The 16,350-nt window shown below is 58.7% G+C and carries 16 protein-coding genes; 6 read left to right on the top strand and 10 right to left on the bottom strand.

The genetic code is table 11. The features are described from left to right. Positions 1-135: 135 nt before the first annotated feature. From BN1115_RS03525 to glpT, 8 genes are all read right to left on the bottom strand, one after another. Positions 136-1,077, bottom strand: coding sequence for a hypothetical protein (locus tag BN1115_RS03525; protein ID WP_042656086.1), 942 nt, complete (start codon positions 1,075-1,077; stop codon positions 136-138). 171 nt (positions 1,078-1,248) lie between these two features. Then, on the bottom strand, positions 1,249-2,121 hold the full coding sequence (gene hdfR / locus BN1115_RS03520) for an HTH-type transcriptional regulator HdfR (protein ID WP_005337525.1): 873 nt from the start codon (positions 2,119-2,121) through the stop codon (positions 1,249-1,251). Next, positions 2,121-2,492 (bottom strand): MaoP family protein, encoded by a 372-nt coding sequence (locus tag BN1115_RS03515; RefSeq protein ID WP_042656085.1) that lies wholly within the window; start codon positions 2,490-2,492, stop codon positions 2,121-2,123. The genes hdfR and BN1115_RS03515 overlap by 1 nt, the downstream gene beginning before the upstream one ends. Positions 2,493-2,789: 297 nt before the next feature. Next, positions 2,790-3,272 carry a serine protease inhibitor ecotin gene (eco, locus tag BN1115_RS03510; RefSeq protein WP_042656084.1) on the bottom strand — a complete coding sequence of 161 codons (483 nt, stop codon included), beginning with the start codon at positions 3,270-3,272 and terminating at the stop codon, positions 2,790-2,792. 218 nt (positions 3,273-3,490) lie between these two features. Then, the gene (gene glpQ, locus BN1115_RS03505; RefSeq protein WP_042656083.1) at positions 3,491-4,579 is read right to left on the bottom strand and encodes a glycerophosphodiester phosphodiesterase; all 1,089 of its coding nucleotides are present in this window, start codon (positions 4,577-4,579) and stop codon (positions 3,491-3,493) included. Positions 4,580-4,685: 106 nt separating this feature from the next. After that, positions 4,686-6,173, bottom strand: coding sequence for a glycerol-3-phosphate dehydrogenase (gene glpD / locus BN1115_RS03500; RefSeq protein WP_042656082.1), 1,488 nt, complete (start codon positions 6,171-6,173; stop codon positions 4,686-4,688). 316 nt (positions 6,174-6,489) lie between these two features. Then, positions 6,490-7,248 carry a DeoR/GlpR family transcriptional regulator gene (locus tag BN1115_RS03495; RefSeq protein WP_042012039.1) on the bottom strand — a complete coding sequence of 253 codons (759 nt, stop codon included), beginning with the start codon at positions 7,246-7,248 and terminating at the stop codon, positions 6,490-6,492. A 102-nt stretch (positions 7,249-7,350) separates the two neighbouring features. Beyond that, positions 7,351-8,709 (bottom strand): glycerol-3-phosphate transporter, encoded by a 1,359-nt coding sequence (gene glpT, locus BN1115_RS03490; RefSeq protein ID WP_042656081.1) that lies wholly within the window; start codon positions 8,707-8,709, stop codon positions 7,351-7,353. 498 nt (positions 8,710-9,207) lie between these two features. Here glpT and BN1115_RS03485 point away from each other — a divergent pair, with 498 nt between their 5' ends. Further along, positions 9,208-10,056, top strand: coding sequence for an MIP/aquaporin family protein (locus tag BN1115_RS03485; RefSeq protein ID WP_042057673.1), 849 nt, complete (start codon positions 9,208-9,210; stop codon positions 10,054-10,056). A gap of 38 nt (positions 10,057-10,094) precedes the next feature. Beyond that, entirely contained in the window at positions 10,095-11,597 is a 1,503-nt protein-coding gene (gene glpK, locus BN1115_RS03480) for a glycerol kinase GlpK (RefSeq protein ID WP_042057675.1), read from the top strand. A 175-nt stretch (positions 11,598-11,772) separates the two neighbouring features. Here the strand turns inward: glpK and BN1115_RS03475 are convergent, their stop codons facing one another. Further along, positions 11,773-12,675, bottom strand: a complete 903-nt coding sequence (locus tag BN1115_RS03475; protein ID WP_042656080.1) for a LysR substrate-binding domain-containing protein — start codon at positions 12,673-12,675, stop codon at positions 11,773-11,775. Between the two features lie 193 nt (positions 12,676-12,868). Here BN1115_RS03475 and BN1115_RS03470 point away from each other — a divergent pair, with 193 nt between their 5' ends. The 4 genes from BN1115_RS03470 to dkgB all read left to right on the top strand — a co-directional run bounded on the left by BN1115_RS03470 (position 12,869) and on the right by dkgB (position 14,963). Continuing rightward, positions 12,869-13,267 carry a DUF6404 family protein gene (locus BN1115_RS03470; protein ID WP_042656079.1) on the top strand — a complete coding sequence of 133 codons (399 nt, stop codon included), beginning with the start codon at positions 12,869-12,871 and terminating at the stop codon, positions 13,265-13,267. Further along, positions 13,254-13,616: a VOC family protein gene (locus tag BN1115_RS03465; RefSeq protein WP_042656078.1), complete on the top strand. Its 363-nt coding sequence runs from the start codon at positions 13,254-13,256 to the stop codon at positions 13,614-13,616. The genes BN1115_RS03470 and BN1115_RS03465 overlap by 14 nt, the downstream gene beginning before the upstream one ends. 181 nt (positions 13,617-13,797) lie before the next feature. Continuing rightward, positions 13,798-14,094: a putative quinol monooxygenase gene (locus BN1115_RS03460; RefSeq protein WP_042656077.1), complete on the top strand. Its 297-nt coding sequence runs from the start codon at positions 13,798-13,800 to the stop codon at positions 14,092-14,094. A gap of 65 nt (positions 14,095-14,159) precedes the next feature. Beyond that, a complete protein-coding gene (dkgB, locus tag BN1115_RS03455; protein ID WP_042656076.1) occupies positions 14,160-14,963 on the top strand; it encodes a 2,5-didehydrogluconate reductase DkgB in 804 nt (267 codons plus the stop codon). A gap of 162 nt (positions 14,964-15,125) precedes the next feature. On the opposite strand, the gene BN1115_RS03450 is transcribed toward dkgB, so the two are convergent. Beyond that, a complete protein-coding gene (locus BN1115_RS03450) occupies positions 15,126-16,133 on the bottom strand; it encodes an HAD family hydrolase (protein WP_042656075.1) in 1,008 nt (335 codons plus the stop codon). Positions 16,134-16,350: the final 217 nt, after the last annotated feature.

The raw sequence follows: 16,350 nt of genomic DNA, 5'->3' as shown, positions 1-16,350 counted from the left end.
GTATTCCGTTGAGTTCGTTGGGTGGCAAAGCGGCTTGATAAACAAAAGCGCTCATCTGGCGAGCGCTTCGTCAACTCTTTATATCACCGCGTTCAATGGGGGAAAACCGCTTTTTGGCTCGCTTTCAGGCCAATTTCAACCAACAGCATGCCACGCTGGCGCCAGCGCGCACACCTCGGCCGACAAGCCACCATTGGACTCAACCAAACCGCTACAAACTGCTAACAATGACTTGGGGATCCGGCTCGGTTCCCACGGCCGAGCCTCAGTCAACGGTTGGGCATACGCGCTGAGGATGGGGGCCAGATCACGGGGCAGCCACCAGCTGGCCGGACGACCCAGCCGCTGGGCCAGCGCCTGCAGTCGATCCACCCCGCTAGGGTCGAGGGCGGTGAGATGGCTCCACAGCACATTGGGGGGCAAGGCGGCCACTACGTGCTGCAAGGCAAGGGGAGCCGAGGGGGGGGCCCACACCAGCAAGGTGCCAGCATCAAGGGGCAGCTCGGCAAAGGCGCCGACGCTGTCTGTGGTGATCACCCGCTCGATATTACCCTCCCCCCACAGGATCTTGCCAAGACCCGCCAGGGTGCGCTCGGGTAGGGCTACCTCCCCCAGTGCCTGCAACCAGGGGGCTGCGTCGATCAGGGTGCCGCCGCTGAAAAAGAGGCTGAACGGCTGGGCGGCACGCAAGCGCAACAGCTGATCGGCACAGAGCCGGATCCCCTTGTCCTCAAAATCGATCTGCTCGTTGGGGGTGAAGTTCACCTCTGACTTGCGATAGAGCGCCGCCAGCACCCGCTCGTTGACCTGCTCCCCCAATTGCCAACCCTGAGCATGCAACCACTCCTCGGGATCGGGGGGGGCGGTGGCGATCTCGGCCAGCATCAGCTCCCGGGTGAGATAGCGCCGTCCGGCCGGGGTGAGCTCATAGCTGTGGCTGCCATGGGCGAGCAGCAGCTGGTTATCCTTGAGCAGGCCCACCAGCGGTTGCCATTGGCGGCCACGGATCACCACAGGCGAGTGGCTCAGCAACTGCTGCGCCAGCGCCCGCCATTCGGGGTGACTAAAGTCGATCAATTACAATCCATCCCTGTCAGTGCTCAATCGGATAAACAGCCTGAAAAGGTACCGTTACCGGCCGATGACGCCAAGCCTCCCGCGCCAATTACGTGACCTTGCTCCCTGCAATTCTCCCCAAACAGAAGAGCCCACCGTGGGGTGGGCTCTTCCTTAGATAACACTCGACGCTTATTCGACGTTGAGGCGCAGCTCGGCGTCGTGCCAACCCAGTGGCAGGGTCAGCAGCTGATCGATCAGCTCCCGGCGATCGGATTTCTCCAGATAGGCGAGATAGAGCGGACGGCTCAGCGGCTGGCCCCCCTCCACCAGATGGAGCGCCCCTTTCTCGAGGAAGGGGCTGACCATCCGCCGTGGCAGGTAGGCAGCACCACCGTTGGCCAGCACAAACTGCAACGCCATGCTGGCGGAGCTGGAGTGCAGCACCGGGGTCTTTTGCAGACTCTGCAACCGGCTGGGTTGCGGCTCGAAGCTGGTGCCCCAATCGAGGTGGATGTGCGGCATCTGCATCAGGTTGTCGGCATTGGCAGCCGGATCCCGGCTCACCAGCTCGAACACCAGCTCACCGATGGGATGCAGGGCAATCTCGTCGATCTTGGTGGGCTCGGAGAGCAGGGCCAGATCGAGGGAGCGCTCCAGCAACTGGCGGCAGAGGTGCTCGCGGGAAGCCGTTTCCAGCCGCACCGCCAAGCCGGGTGCCAGCGCATAGATGTGATTGAGCCAGTCGTTGAAATCGAGTTCCCAGAACACCGCGGGCGCGCCGATGGCCAACTGCTGACTGAATCCAGGCGAGAGCGCCACATCCTGCTTGGCACGACCGAGGGTGTGCAAGATAGCGTCTGCGTAGGGCAGCAGACGCTCACCGGAGGCGGTCAGGCGTATATTGTTGCGATGACGGGCAAACAGACTGACACCCAGTTGCTGCTCTAGCTGGCGGATCCGGAAACTCACCGCCGACTGGGTCAGGTAGAGATTTTCAGCAGCCCGGCCAAAGTGCCGGGTCTTGCTGACCTCGATAAAGGTCCGAAGCAGCTCGGTATCCATTAATCGATGGACTCGTCACTGCCACCACCGCTGCCACCACCGACATCAAAGCTGGCACCACCGCTGCTCTCTTCGCTGGCACCGCCAACGACGGTGCAAAGGCGATGGACGCGCTTGGGGCCGATCACCTTGAGGTATTTGAACCACACCTTGGCATGGGGGTTGGCACCGGCCGCGCCGGACTTGACCTGCTCGACGAAGGCGGACTCGACATCGTCACGGGGAGTCAGATTGCCCTGATAGAGAGCCAGCATGGCGGTACCATACTTTTCCAGACTGTCCGCTTCGGCCACAGTGAATTCACCACTGCGACGCAGGCCACGGGGAAAATGTTTGAAGTCGTTGAAACGCTTGTCTGATTCGAAGCTCATAGTGCTCTTTTTCTGGTTAGTTTGACCTTTGCGGGCAAGTATCATCAGGCCATCGCTGAGTGCAAAATCAATTTTCTCACTATATTAATAAATATCTTTTATCGAAGTCACTTTGCCCCATAGCTGGCGCCGATTTTGTGGCAGAGCACACAAAAATCGTTGATAAATAATAAACTTATGTAAACGTACAGCCCGATTTCACGTCATTTTCTGGACAATTCAGGTAAAAATAAAGCGCCGAACGGCGCTTTATTTGTCACATCAGATGAACCAGCTGAACCCTGGGTTCAAACATGCTTACTCAATCATGGCCGGTTGGGCCAGGTTGTCGGCACGCCACAGGCGGTAGCGCACTTCATACTCCTGCGGCACGTAGATAACGAACGGCAGCTTGGAGTTGTAGTTCACGAAAAAGCCCTGACCGTAGATCTGGACGAAGGTCTCTTTCTGCTGGGCATCCGGGCAAGCCATCAAGGTAGTGATGGGGTCGGAGACCTTGCCCAATTGCAGATAGTTGTAGCCCCAGCCTTTGACGCTGTGCTGTTCCAGGTTGCCGGCAAAACGCGGTACGTTGCAGTCAACCATCATCTTTTTACCGACCTGCAGCTCGACCATCATGTCGGATTCTTTCTCGACTTCTGGCAGGCGGATCACCACACGTTCCTGATTCACGTCAGCGGCTGGGAACATGCTGATATCAAATTTTTTCGGCTCGGCGGCGAAGGCATGGCCACCCAACAACAAGGCGCCCAGCAGGCTAAAACGCAATACGGCTTTCATCTGTACCTCATGGGGTTGGTTCAACGCCGCTAGACTAACCGCTCCGCCGATTTCATGCCAGCGATCTGCTACGTAAAAAGTGCGTAAAATGATGCAGATCCGGCACACCATGACGTGATCTGGCTATTTTCTGACAGGGCGCACACTCCCGTTGCGGGAACCTCCAACAAAAAGCGAGGCCAACTGGCCTCGCTTCACACTCAAATGACACCACTTAGCTATTTAGCCGCCCCTTCATGGGCCTTGATCACGGCTACCGCCTTGTCGGGGAAGTCGCTGAACACCCCGTCCACATCGGCCTGATAGAGGAAGATGTTGAGCAGATCGGTGAAGTCCTTGGCATAGGCAGGGATCTGCCCCTCATCCTGACGGAAGGTATAAGGATGCACCTTGAGACCCGCCGCGTGGGCCTCTTTCACCATGCCGGTGAAGACCGGCTTGCCCAGGGTGCCCGGCTCGGTGACGATCATCGGTTTCCACGGGCCAATCCCTTCGGCATAGCTGGCGATGGTTTTCATCGCCCCCGGCTTGAACATCCAGTCATAGTTGTAGGGGGTCGCCTTGCCCTTGGCGTCGTAGACCATGGTCTCGTTCCAGTCGGTCTCGGCCATCAACTGCACCAGTTTCAGATCCATCCCTAAGGCAGGCATCAGCTCGCTGTTGATCCGCTTGAGTTCATCGGCATCGAAGCACTGCAGATAGACCTTGTCATCCTTCCCGGTGTAGCCGTACTCCTTGAGCACCTTCAGTACCGCCTTGGAGATATCCTTGCCTTCGTGGCGGAACAGCCAGGGTGCTTTGATCTCCGGGTAGATGCCGATGTTTTTGCCGGTGCTCTTGTTGAGCCCCTGGATCATCTCGATCTCCTCCTGGAAGGTGTGGATCTTGAAGTTCGACTTCCACAGCGGGAAGCGGGCCGGATAGACCGGCACCTGCTTGCCATCCACCAGCTGGAACGGCTCGGTCATGCGCAGGGAACGCACCTCGTCCAGGGTGAAATCCACCACATAATAACGGCCGTCCGGGCGGGCGCGACCGGGGAAATGCTCGGCCACATCGGTGATGCCATCGAGGAAGTGATCATGCATCACCACCAGTTGGTCATCCTTGGTCATCACCAGATCCTGCTCCAGATAGTCGGCCCCCATGCCATAGGCCAGCGCCTTGGACTCCAGGGTATGCTCGGGCAGGTAGCCGGAGGCGCCACGGTGGGCAATCACCACCTTGCCTTCATCGGCAGCAAACACGGGTAATGAGAGGGATGCCCCAAGGCTCAGGGCGATGAGGGAAACGGCGAGTTTTTTCATAGGTGAGGCTCTTTATTATTGTGTGTAGGTAATTGTTCTATCAGAGGTTTGTTGCATATTTACGGTAGAACGCGGTGGGCAGCAGCGCACTGCCCACCGTCACACATCAGCTCGCCTTGCGCAGAGCGTGATGATATTGGTCGAGCCAGATGCTCAGCATCTGCTGCTCTGACTCGTTCAGGCGCAGCCCCAGCTTGCTGCGGCGCCAGAGGATATCGTCCAGTGAACAGGCCCACTCCCGCTCGATGAGATAGCGCACTTCCGACTCGTAGAGACCGCCACCGAAGTGAATGCCACGATCCTCTTTCAGCCAGAGACGGGCATGGGCGCCATAGGCCTCGGCAATGCGCAGGGCGCTGCGATCGTCGAGCCAGTCAAACTCCAGCGCAAAGGCGCGGGCCAGCTCGCGTACCGAGCAGTCAAACTCGCCGCCGGGCAGACGGCTGGTCGCAGTCCAGTCATCCCCCATCTGGCTGAACCAAGGTTTGAGCTTGTTGCAAGCGGCCTGCGCCAGCTTGCGATAGGTGGTGAGCTTGCCGCCAAATACCGAGAGCAGCGGCGCACCATCCGATTCGCCAGAGAGTTCGAGCGTATAGTCGCGGGTCACCGCCTGCGGTGAATCTGACTCGTCATCACAGAGCGGACGCACTCCGGCATAGGTCCAGATCACATCTTTCGGGGCGATCTGGCGAGTAAAGTGGGCGTTGACCACCTTGCACAGGTAATTGATCTCGGCCTCGCTGATCTTCGCTTCCCGCGGGCTGCCGTGGTGCTCCACGTCGGTGGTGCCGATCAGCGAATAGTCCTGCTGGTAAGGGATGACGAAGACGATGCGATTGTCCTCGTTTTGCAGGATATAGGCCTCTTCGCGCTCATGGATGCGCGGCACTATCATGTGGCTGCCTTTAATAAGGCGAATGCCACGGGGGGATTTCTCGTTCAGGCTCTCGTCATAGAAGGTCTTGACCCAGGGGCCGGCCGCATTGACCAGACCACGGCAGGTGACGGTGAACTGCTCGCCGCCTTCTCGCTCCAGCGTCAGCGTCCAGTGTTTGGATCCGCGCACCGCCTTGATGCAGCGGGTGCGGGTCTGCACATCGGCGCCCTTGTCACGAGCCATCATGGCGTTGAGTACCACCAGCCGGGCGTCGTCAACCCAGGCATCCGAGTATTCAAAGCCCTTGTTGATCCCTGCGGTCAAGCCATCTTGCGGCAGGAAGCGCACGCCGCAGCTCCCCTTGAGCTTGTCGCGCTTGGCCAGATTGTCATACAGGAACAGGCCGGCGCGGATCATCCAGGCCGGACGCAGGTGCGGGCGGTGCGGCAGGCGAAAACGCATCGGACGGGCGATGTGAGGCGCCATACCGAGCAGCACCTCACGCTCCGCCAACGCCTCTTTCACCAGCCGGAATTCGTAATGTTCGAGATAGCGCAAACCGCCGTGGATCAGCTTGCTGGAGTTGGAGGAGGTGGCAGAGGCGAGATCTTGCGCCTCAAACAGGGCAACCTTCAGGCCCCGTCCTGCCGCATCGGCTGCGATGCCGACCCCGTTGATGCCGCCACCGACGACGACCAGATCATAATGTTCGCTCATGTTCACCTACTTTCATTTTTATGATTGCTATAACAGCAATGTTTGGTTTCGCTCATTTTAGAACATGAAAATACAACAAACGAACATTTTATGGCGAAAGTGTGATCGCCACAGCCCGCCAGAGGTGGCAAAAGTGGTACTGCAGGTGAGCGACAGGGATCAGGCTAAAACTGGCGAGTGAATAGCCAAAACAGCCAGGTTAGAGAGTTCTTTTTGCAATACCCAGAAAGGGGTGAAATGAACGTGAGAATGGGAGCAGGAACAGAAAGGAGGCCGCCCGAACGGGCGACCGGCACAGCCTTGGCCTCTTCAGCCGTCAGCAGATGTGGCAGGCGATCTGGTGTTGCGCCATCAATCGCGTCAGCTTTTCCGGTGGCTCCTGATCGGTAAAGAGGGCGTGGATCTGGTTGAGATTGCCCAGATTGACCATGGCATTGCGACCGAACTTGGTGTGGTCGGCGGCCAGGAACACCTGACGGGAGTGAGCGATGATGGCCTGGGCGATCTTCACCTCGTGATAGTCGAAATCGAGCAGGGAGCCGTCGTTGTCGATCCCCGAAATCCCGATGACGCCATAGTCCATGCGAAACTGACCGATAAAGTCGCGGGTCGCCTCCCCCACGATGCCGCCATCGCGGTTGCGGATCTCGCCACCGGCGATGATGACTGTGAAGTCATCCTTGGCCGTCAGGATGCTGGCCACGTTGAGGTTGTTGGTGACGATGCGCAGCTCGCGGTGATCGAGCAGGGCGCGGGCAATCGCCTCGGTAGTAGTACCGATGTCGATAAACAGCGATGAACCGTCGGGAATATTGGCCGCTACCTCGCGGGCGATGCGCTCTTTCTCCTTGAGTTGCATCACTTTACGGGCGCTGTAGGCGGTATTGACGGTACTCGAATGCAGGGAGGCACCGCCATGATGGCGCCGGATCTTGTTCTGTTCGGCGAGATCGTTCAGATCCCGGCGAATGGTCTGGGGGCTGACGTCAAAGTGGGTCACCAGATCGTCGGTCGAGACAAATCCCTGCCGCGTCAGGACGTCCAGGATCTCCAGATGTCGTTGGGTTTGCTTCACGCTTGCACTCCGATGATGAAACGAAAAAAGGCCCCGGCAGATGCGGGGCCTTTTGGCAGTTTACCTGATCCCCTTTGGGATCAATAAGCTGACGATCACGTTTTATGCCTTATTGGCAGCCGCTTTCTTGGCTGCAACGGCAATGTTCTCGTGTTTGAGGGTCATCGCCAGCAGGATGATGGAGAGCACGCACGATACGGTCAGCACCATGAAGCCGCCATCCCAACCGAAGTGGTCAACGGTATAACCCAGCATGGCGTTGGCTGCCACGGCGCCGCCCAGATAACCGAACAGACCGGTGAAACCTGCCGCAGTACCGGCTGCTTTCTTCGGTGCCAGCTCAAGAGCATAGAGGCCGATCAGCATGACAGGGCCGTAGATCAGGAAGCCGATAGCCACCAGTGCCATCATGTCGACGGTCGGGTTGCCGGCCGGGTTGAACCAGTAGACCAGCACAGCCACGGTCACCAGCACCATGAACAGGATACCGGCTGGCGCACGGCGGCCCTGGAACATCTTGTCAGAGATCCAGCCACACAGCAGGGTGCCCGGAATACCGGCCCACTCGTAGAGGAAGTAAGCCCAGGAGGAGTTGTCGACGGTAAAGTGCTTGGCCTCTTTCAGGTAGGTTGGCGCCCAGTCCAGCACACCGTAACGAATGAGGTAAACGAAGGCGTTGGCAATCGCGATGTACCACAGCAGTTTGTTGTGCAGCACGTACTTGACGAAGATCTCCTTGGCGGAAAACTCCTGCTCATGGCTCGCGTTGTAATCCTTCGGATAGTCGTCCTTGTACTCCTCGATGGGAGGCAGACCGACCGATTGCGGGGTATCACGCATCACGAAGAAGGCGATCACCGCGATGGCTGCCGCAGCCGCCGCAGGCACATAGAAGGCACTGCGCCAGTCGTTGAACCAGCCCATCCCGAGGATAAACAGCGGGCCAATCATGCCGCCGCCCACGTTGTGCGCCACGTTCCAGACCGCAACCACTTCGCCGCGCTCTTTCTGTGACCACCAGTGCACCATGGTGCGACCGCAGGGCGGCCAGCCCATGCCCTGTGCCCAACCGTTGAGGAACAAGAGCACGAACATGATGGCGATGCTGGAGGTCGCCCAGTGCATGGTACCCATCATGAACATGATACCGGCCGAGAGCAGCAAACCGGCGGAGAGGAAGTAACGGGCGTTGGAACGGTCAGAGACGTTCCCCATCAGGAACTTGGACAAGCCGTAAGCGATGGACACCCCGGAGAGGGCCAGACCCAGATCGCCACGAGAGAAACCCTGCTCGACCAGATAGGGCATCGCCAGACTGAAGTTTTTCCGTACCAGGTAGTAACCGGCATAACCGAAGAAGATCCCGAAGAACACCTGCCAACGCATGCGTTTGTAGAAGGGGTCGACCTTGTCAGCCGGGAGCCTGTCGATGTGCGCCGCAGGCCTGAAGAGACTAAGCATGTTCTGCTTCCTTATTGTTGTTATGGGCGGTTGAGGATGCCCTGACCATTCCGACGAACCATGTGAGTCCACTGATTCGTAAGCGAGCCCATTGTGCTCATATGCGCTCATTTAATCTGTGATGCATGCTCAAATATTTCATTTTTATTACAAATAAAAGTTCCAAATGAGCAGTTACTCATCTGCCTCAAACCCTTGCCGGGCAAGGGATAGGGAGTACCCCCTTAGTGGTATCTTGCCGCCATCAAGTTGCTATACGTCACATTTTCTTAGCAATGAGTGGGATCTTGTCCACATTTCCCATGGCAGGGGGATGGTGAATTTCGCGGGAAGGTTTATTTTCTCTCTCGTCCGATAACGAGCGCAAACGAGCATAACGTTTGCGCAAGACGCAAAAACAACAAGGAAACGTTTTCGGCCGCAACGGATAGACACAAAAATGAAAAACGGAACATTAAACCTCTATGGCCTCTACGGGTGGATATAAGGAATAAAGATATGAGCATACAAAGACCCAATACCCTGCTTGGCGAATGCATCGCCGAGTTTATCGGAACCGGCTTGCTGATATTTTTCGGCGTCGGTTGTGTCGCCGCTCTGGTGCTGGCAGGTGCCAACTTCGGACAATGGGAAATCTCCATTACCTGGGGTCTGGGCGTCGCGATCGCCATCTATGTGACCGGCGGTATTTCAGGTGCCCACCTGAACCCGGCCGTGACCCTGGCGCTGATGACCTTCTGCGGGTTCGACAAGCGCAAGGTAGTGCCCTACATCATCGCCCAGATGGCCGGTGCCTTCTGCTTCGCGGCCCTTGTCTACTTCCTTTATGGTAACCTTTTCACCCAGTGGGAAGTGACCCATAACGTGGTGCGCGGCAGCGTCGAGAGCCTCGGCACCGCCGGGATCTTCTCCACCTACCCGAACGCCCTGCTGACCAACATGCAAGCCTTCGCCGTCGAGCTGGTGATCACCGCCGTGCTGATGCTGGGCATCATGGCGCTGGGTGACAACAACAACGGCGCCCCCAAAGGTTTCGCGGCCGCCCTGCTGATCGGTATCCTGATCGCGGTGATCGGCGCCTCCCTTGGCCCGTTAACCGGTTTTGCCATGAACCCGGCCCGTGACTTTGGTCCGAAACTGTTCGCGTTCTTTGCTGGCTGGGGTGATGTCGCCCTGACCGGTGGTCGTGACAACCCCTACTTCTGGGTTCCGATCCTTGGCCCCATCGTTGGCGCCCAGCTTGGTACCGCTCTGTATGTCAAAGTGCTGGCTCCCTGCGTCCCGGGCAACCGTGTTGCCGCCGCCGAGCAAGCGACCCAAACCACCAAAGAAGAGGCTGCCGCGTAAGACGGCACCCAACGTAGAAAATAAACGTGGAGAACATCATGTCTGCAGAAAAGAAATATGTCGTCGCTCTGGACCAGGGTACCACCTCTTCCCGCGCCATCGTGTTTGATCAGGACGCCAACATAGTAGCGACCTCACAGCGCGAATTTACCCAGCACTACCCGAAAGCGGGCTGGGTAGAGCACGACCCGATGGAGATCTGGGCGACCCAATCCTCCGTCTTTACCGAAGTGCTGGCCAAGAGCGGCCTGCGCAGCGAAGAGATCGCCGCCATCGGTATCACCAACCAGCGTGAAACCACCGTCGTCTGGGAAAAAGCCACCGGCAAGCCCATCTACAACGCCATCGTCTGGCAGTGCCGCCGTACCGCAGCCATCTGCGAAGAGCTGAAAGCGCGCGGTCTGGAAGAGTACGTCCGTGACAACACCGGCCTGGTGCTGGATGCCTACTTCTCCGGTACCAAGGTGAAGTGGATCCTCGACAACGTGGAAGGTGCCCGCGAGAAGGCAATGAACGGCGAGCTGCTGTTCGGCACCATCGACACCTGGCTGGTCTGGAAGATGACCAATGGCGAAGTCCACGTCACTGACCCGACCAACGCCTCCCGTACCATGCTCTACAACATCCGCGACCTGAAGTGGGACGAGAAGATGCTGGACGAGCTGGGCATCCCGATGTCCATGCTGCCGGAAGTGAAACCCTCTTCCGAAGTGTACGGTTACACCACCCGTGGCGGCGGCTCCCGCATCCCCATCGCCGGTATTGCAGGTGACCAGCAGTCTGCCCTGTTCGGTCAGCTCTGCTTTGAAAAAGGGATGGCCAAGAACACCTACGGGACCGGCTGCTTCATGCTGATGAACACCGGCACCGAACCGGTTCGCTCCAATAACGGCCTGCTGACCACCGTCGCCATCGGTCCGAAAGGGGAAGTGAACTACGCGCTGGAAGGTGCGGTGTTTATGGGCGGCGCCACCATCCAGTGGCTGCGTGACGAGCTGAAGATCATTCACGATGCCCGCGATACCGACTACTTCGCCTCCAAGGTGGGTGACACCAACGGCGTCTATCTGGTACCGGCCTTCGTCGGTCTGGGCGCGCCCTACTGGGATCCGTATGCTCGCGGCACCATGGTCGGTCTGACCCGTGGCGCCAACCGCAACCACATCATCCGTGCCGCGCTGGAATCCATCGCCTATCAGAGCCGCGATGTGCTGGATGCGATGCAGCAGGACTCCGGCATCAAGCTGGCAGCTCTGAAAGTGGACGGCGGCGCCGTGGCCAACGACTTCCTGATGCAGTTCCAGGCTGACATGATGCACACCCCAGTGGTACGTCCGACACGCATCGAGACCACCGCCATGGGCGCCGCCTTCCTGGCGGGTCTGGCAGTCGGCTTCTGGAAGAGCTCCGACGAGCTGGAAGACAAATTCAGCGTGGACCGCGAGTTCATCCCGCAGATGGACAGAGAAGATCGCGCCAAACGTTACAGCGGCTGGCAGAAAGCGGTCGAGCGTTCACGCCGCTGGGCTGAAGAGGAGTGATCGGGCAACTGACCTCCCGTTGAGATAAAAACCAGAGAGGCCGACAGCAATGTCGGCCTCTTTTTTACATTCCCGGCAGGCTGTTACATTGCCAGTTGGGCGCCGTCTGCATAATTCACACATGCTGCGCCAACACCTTTGTGCGGCCACCCACAGCTCATCCAGGCCCACCGTATCAGAGTGATTGGCTGCCCAGCTGTTCTTTAAGAAAATCGAGCCAGACCCGCAGCCGGATATCCCGCTGGGCATCGGAGTAGAAGACCGCATTGATGGGGCGCGAGGCGCCGCTGTTATTGCGCGCCAGCACCTCCACCAGCGCCCCGCTCTCCCGATCCTGCCCGGTCATAAAATCCGACAGACAGACGATCCCCTGTCCCCGCAACGCCAGCTGGCGCAAGGTTTCGCCGCTGCTGGCACGCAGGCTGGGGGTGATGGCAAAGCGATCCCCCTGCTCGGCACTGAGCAGCGGCCAGTGGTTGAGGTGATCGGGATGCAAAAAGCCGAGCAGCTCGTGACCGCTCAGCAGATCCGCCGGTTGGCGCGGCGTACCACGCTCACTCAAGTAGGCGGGAGAAGCCAGCAGCCGCAACCGCGAACGGCCCAGCGGCAGCGCACGCAAGGAGGAGTCGGTCAGCTCGCCGATGCGGATGGCCATGTCCACCCGCCGCTCCATCAGATTGATAAAGCCCTCGGAGCTGTGCAACTGCAACTCGATGGCGGGGTAGCGGCGGCGAAACTCGCCGATGATCGGCACCAACCGGTGCAGGATAAACGGGGTGGCGGCATCGACCCGCAAGATCCCCTCCGGCTGTTCCCGGCGCATCAGCAGATGCCCCTCCGCCTCGCTCATCTCGGTCAGGATCTTCACCGCCCGCTGATAGAACCAGCTCCCCTCCTCGGTCAGACTGACCCGGCGGGTGGTGCGGTTGAGCAGCACGGTGGAAAGCTTCTCCTCCAGCCGCTTGATGCCACGGCTCACCACCGAATTGTCCATGCCGAGGTTCTCCGCCGCCTGGCGAAAACTGCCCGCCTCCACCACTGCCACAAACAGGGTCAGTTCATCAGAATGGGTCTTCATTGCTGTTATCCAGACAAGAGTAATGGGCCTTTATAGACGCAGGAGCTGTGGATTGGCAAGGGTCCGGTGGGCCAGATCTGTTTTTCTACAGAGAAGAACGTGACCGAGAGCCCACATCATGCTTGCGATTTGTCAGTACAATGCAGCCAGAAAAGCACCGTATGGCACCACTTATTTCACAAGGATCAATACCATGACATTTGAAGCGCGGCTGGCCGCCGCCCATCAGGAGCTGGCTCACAAAGGGGTATGGCAGTCCAACTACAATCCCCCCTTGTTCTGGTTGTTGCGCCAACTGGGTTGGTCTGTCAAACCGCCACATTACGAGAGCTGGCTTACCAACTTTATGGTATTTGGCATCGGCCTTGGACTGATCTGGAGCATACTGTTGTGGTTTTTCAGCTGGCAACCCATGGGAATGGATCTGCTATTTGCTCTACGTCAAACCGCCATTTTTGCGGGATTAATCGGCCTCATTATGGCCAGTGTCCTCAGGTTACGGCACAAGCAACTTAAACTGACTCCGTGGGAGCAACTTGCTGAGCACATCGATGCTGATGATGAGGGAGAAGAACGGCATGAACGTCCATGAAAAACTGAACTATGTAGAGTTTGCTGCACGGGATCTTGCAGCGACTAAAGCCTTCTTTCAGGCCGTATTTGGCTGGCAGTTTGTCGATTACGGCCCCGACTACTGCGCCTTTGCCGATGAGGGGCTGGATGGCGGATTTTATCGGGCGGATCAGTGCAGCCAGACAGCTCAGGGCGGCGCCCTGCTGGTGTTCTTCAGCGCCGATATTGAAGCGACTCAAGCCAAGGTGAGCCAACACGGTGGCACCATCAACCGTCCTCTTTTCGATTTTCCCGGTGGCCGCCGTTTCCACTTCGTTGAGCCCAGCGGCAATGAGTTTGCCGTCTGGTCAGACCCTTCCCGCGCCTGATGATGCAGGGCGGTACGTCCGCCCCTTTTCTCATTTTTTACATGCCACCATGGCACTTGCGCCATGTATTTCTTGCTGCCGGATTGCTGCTCTCCCCTCAATACTGTTTTGCGACCAGCGCCCTGTTTCCAGCAAGTCACGGTAGGCATACTGACCCTTCGTTTTTGCCAAGGAGGTTCAAATGTCATCACCCGTGATTGTGATTGCCCAGCTTGAAGCCAAACCCGAATTCGCCGCCCAGTTTCGCGCTGCCCTTGAGCCGCTAATCGCGGCCACGCTGCAGGAGGCGGGCTGCCAGCGCTATCAACTGCATCAGGACTTGGACAATCCAAACAGCTGGATGCTCTACGAGGTATGGGAGAGCGAAGCCGCCCTCACCGCACATCAGGGCCAGCCCCACTTTACCGAATTTGTCGCCAAGGCCGAGCCCTGGTTTGCCAGCAGCACCATTCGCCGCTATCAGCAGCTGGTCGCCTGACGGGCCCTTGCGCCGCTTTCCATTCAGCCCGCCAAGGGCCAACCACCACCCCATTGAGGAACGAGATGATCAATATGCCACCCATGGGTCTGGGCACCTTCCGCCTGAAGGGCGAGCCGCTGCTTGCCACCCTGACCAACGGTCTGGAGCTGGGCTATCGCCATATCGATACCGCCCAGATCTATGACAACGAAGCCGAGGTCGGCGCCGTGCTGACCCGCAGCGCCGTTTCCCGCCAGGATATCTATCTGACCACCAAGGTGTGGACCAGCGAATTTGGCCCGGGCAAGCTGATCCCGAGCCTTGAGGTGAGCCTGGAAAAACTGGGCACCGACTATCTGGATCTGACGCTGATCCACTGGCCCTCCCCCAAGGATGAGGTGCCGATGGCGGTCTATCTGGAGCAATTGGCCGAGGCCAAGGCACAAGGCCTGACCCGGGAGATCGGGGTCTCCAACTTCACCGTAGCCCAGCTCAAACAGGCTATCGAGATCTTGGGGCCGGGGGCCATCGCCCACCAGCAGATCGAGGTTCATCCTCTGCTGCAAAACCGCAAGGTGGTGGAGTTCTGCAAAGCTCACGGTATCGCCGTCACCGCCTATATGCCGCTCGCCTATGGCAAGGTGCTGAGCGAGCCGCTGCTGATGGAGATTGGCAAACGCCACGGGGTATCGGCGGCGCAGGTGTCGCTGGCCTGGCTACTGGCCCAAAATATGGCGGTGATCCCGAGCTCCACCAAGCGGGAGCATCAGGCCGCCAATCTGGCCGCTCTCGATATCACCTTGAGCAGCGAGGAGATGGCCGCCATCGCCACGCTGGATCGGGGCGAGCGCTGCGCCAATCCCGACTTTGCCCCCGCGTGGGACTAACGCGAAAGGCCTGAGACTAACGCGAAAAAAGGGCCGGTTCTGCCGACCAGCCAGATAAAACAGGGAGAGCATCATGCTCTCCCTGTCTCTTTTCTTGCCTCACGCGTTGCCGCGCTTGCTGAACGTCCAGCCAACCTATTGACGCCAGATGCGGCCGCACAATCAGGGTGCGTTCTGACAGAGGGCGGGATCGAACACCTGATTCCAGTCTGATTTCATATCGACCACCACCCAGCCCCGCGCTTTTGCCTGCGCCAGCCCGTCGATCAGCTTGCCGCTGGCTGGCGGATGGCTGTCGTAGGCGTATTCGCGCTTGGCATCTGTGTGGTGTAGCAGCAGGCCAAAGGTGTGGTAATCCGGGTTGGTCGAGGTGTATTGCAGCATGGGCACATCGCCATCACTGTTGCCAAAGGCCGCCACAGGGCGCTGTCCCATAAAGAGGTGGATAGCCGCCGGCTTCGCCTTGCCATCATCAAAGAAGGCGCCATTCATGGTCTTGCGGATCTCGCTGCCCTCCCCGGTCAGGGCAAACTCGCCGAGGGTAAAGGAGCCAATCACCTGCTGGGGCGGGATGCCATACATCTGCTCGGACATCACCCGCATAAAGTCGACGCCACCGCCGGAGACAATCCAGGTCTGAAAGCCATTGTCCCGCAGATACCCCAGCAGCTGCTTCATCGGCAGATAACCGAGCTGATCGTAGTGGCAGCCAAAACGGGGATCCTTGCTGCTGTTGACCCAGCGGCTGACCCGCTCGGCAAACTCGGTGGTGGTCATGCCGCTGTGGGTCAGCCCCACCAGCTTGGCGAGCCCCTTCTCCCCCGATTTGGCCACGGCCTTGAGGTCATTGTTCAGCACTGCCGCGACGATGGGATCGGCCTTCCACTCCGGGTGTTCTGGTGCCAGACGCTTGATCTCGTCCATCGCAAACTGCAGCTGATAGGTCATGGGCGCTTCCGGCCAAAGGGTGCCGTCATTGTCAAACACCACATGGCGCTTCTCGGGCGGAATAAAGGTGGGCAGCTGCTGATCGGTGGCATTGGTCACCCAGCGGGTGATCGCCTGCTTGGCTGCCGTGTCATTCCAGGCAGAGAGGGGGTCGCTCTGGCCAGCCTGTACCGCAAAGGCGCCGCACAGCAGCAAAAGAGAGGAGAGTCGGTTCAATGTCATCATGTTACCTGTCAGCTGGATATTGCCTGTAGATGAAAGCGCGCGGCCATCACACCACCAGCGCGCATGGATTCAACACTCACGGGTTTAACAGGGACAACCCTATGGCGGCCAGCTTGTACTGGAGCTTAAGCAAGCTCAGAAAAGGAGCTGCGCTTAGTCCGTTCTGCGAGGCAGATCACTGCGTTGCGCTCGCGCGGCGGGCAACGCAATTCCA

Source organism: Aeromonas allosaccharophila (assembly GCF_000819685.1).
Lineage (GTDB): Bacteria > Pseudomonadota > Gammaproteobacteria > Enterobacterales > Aeromonadaceae > Aeromonas > Aeromonas allosaccharophila.
The sequence above is the reverse complement of the archived record's forward strand: the minus strand, read 5'-3'. Positions and strand labels throughout refer to the sequence as shown.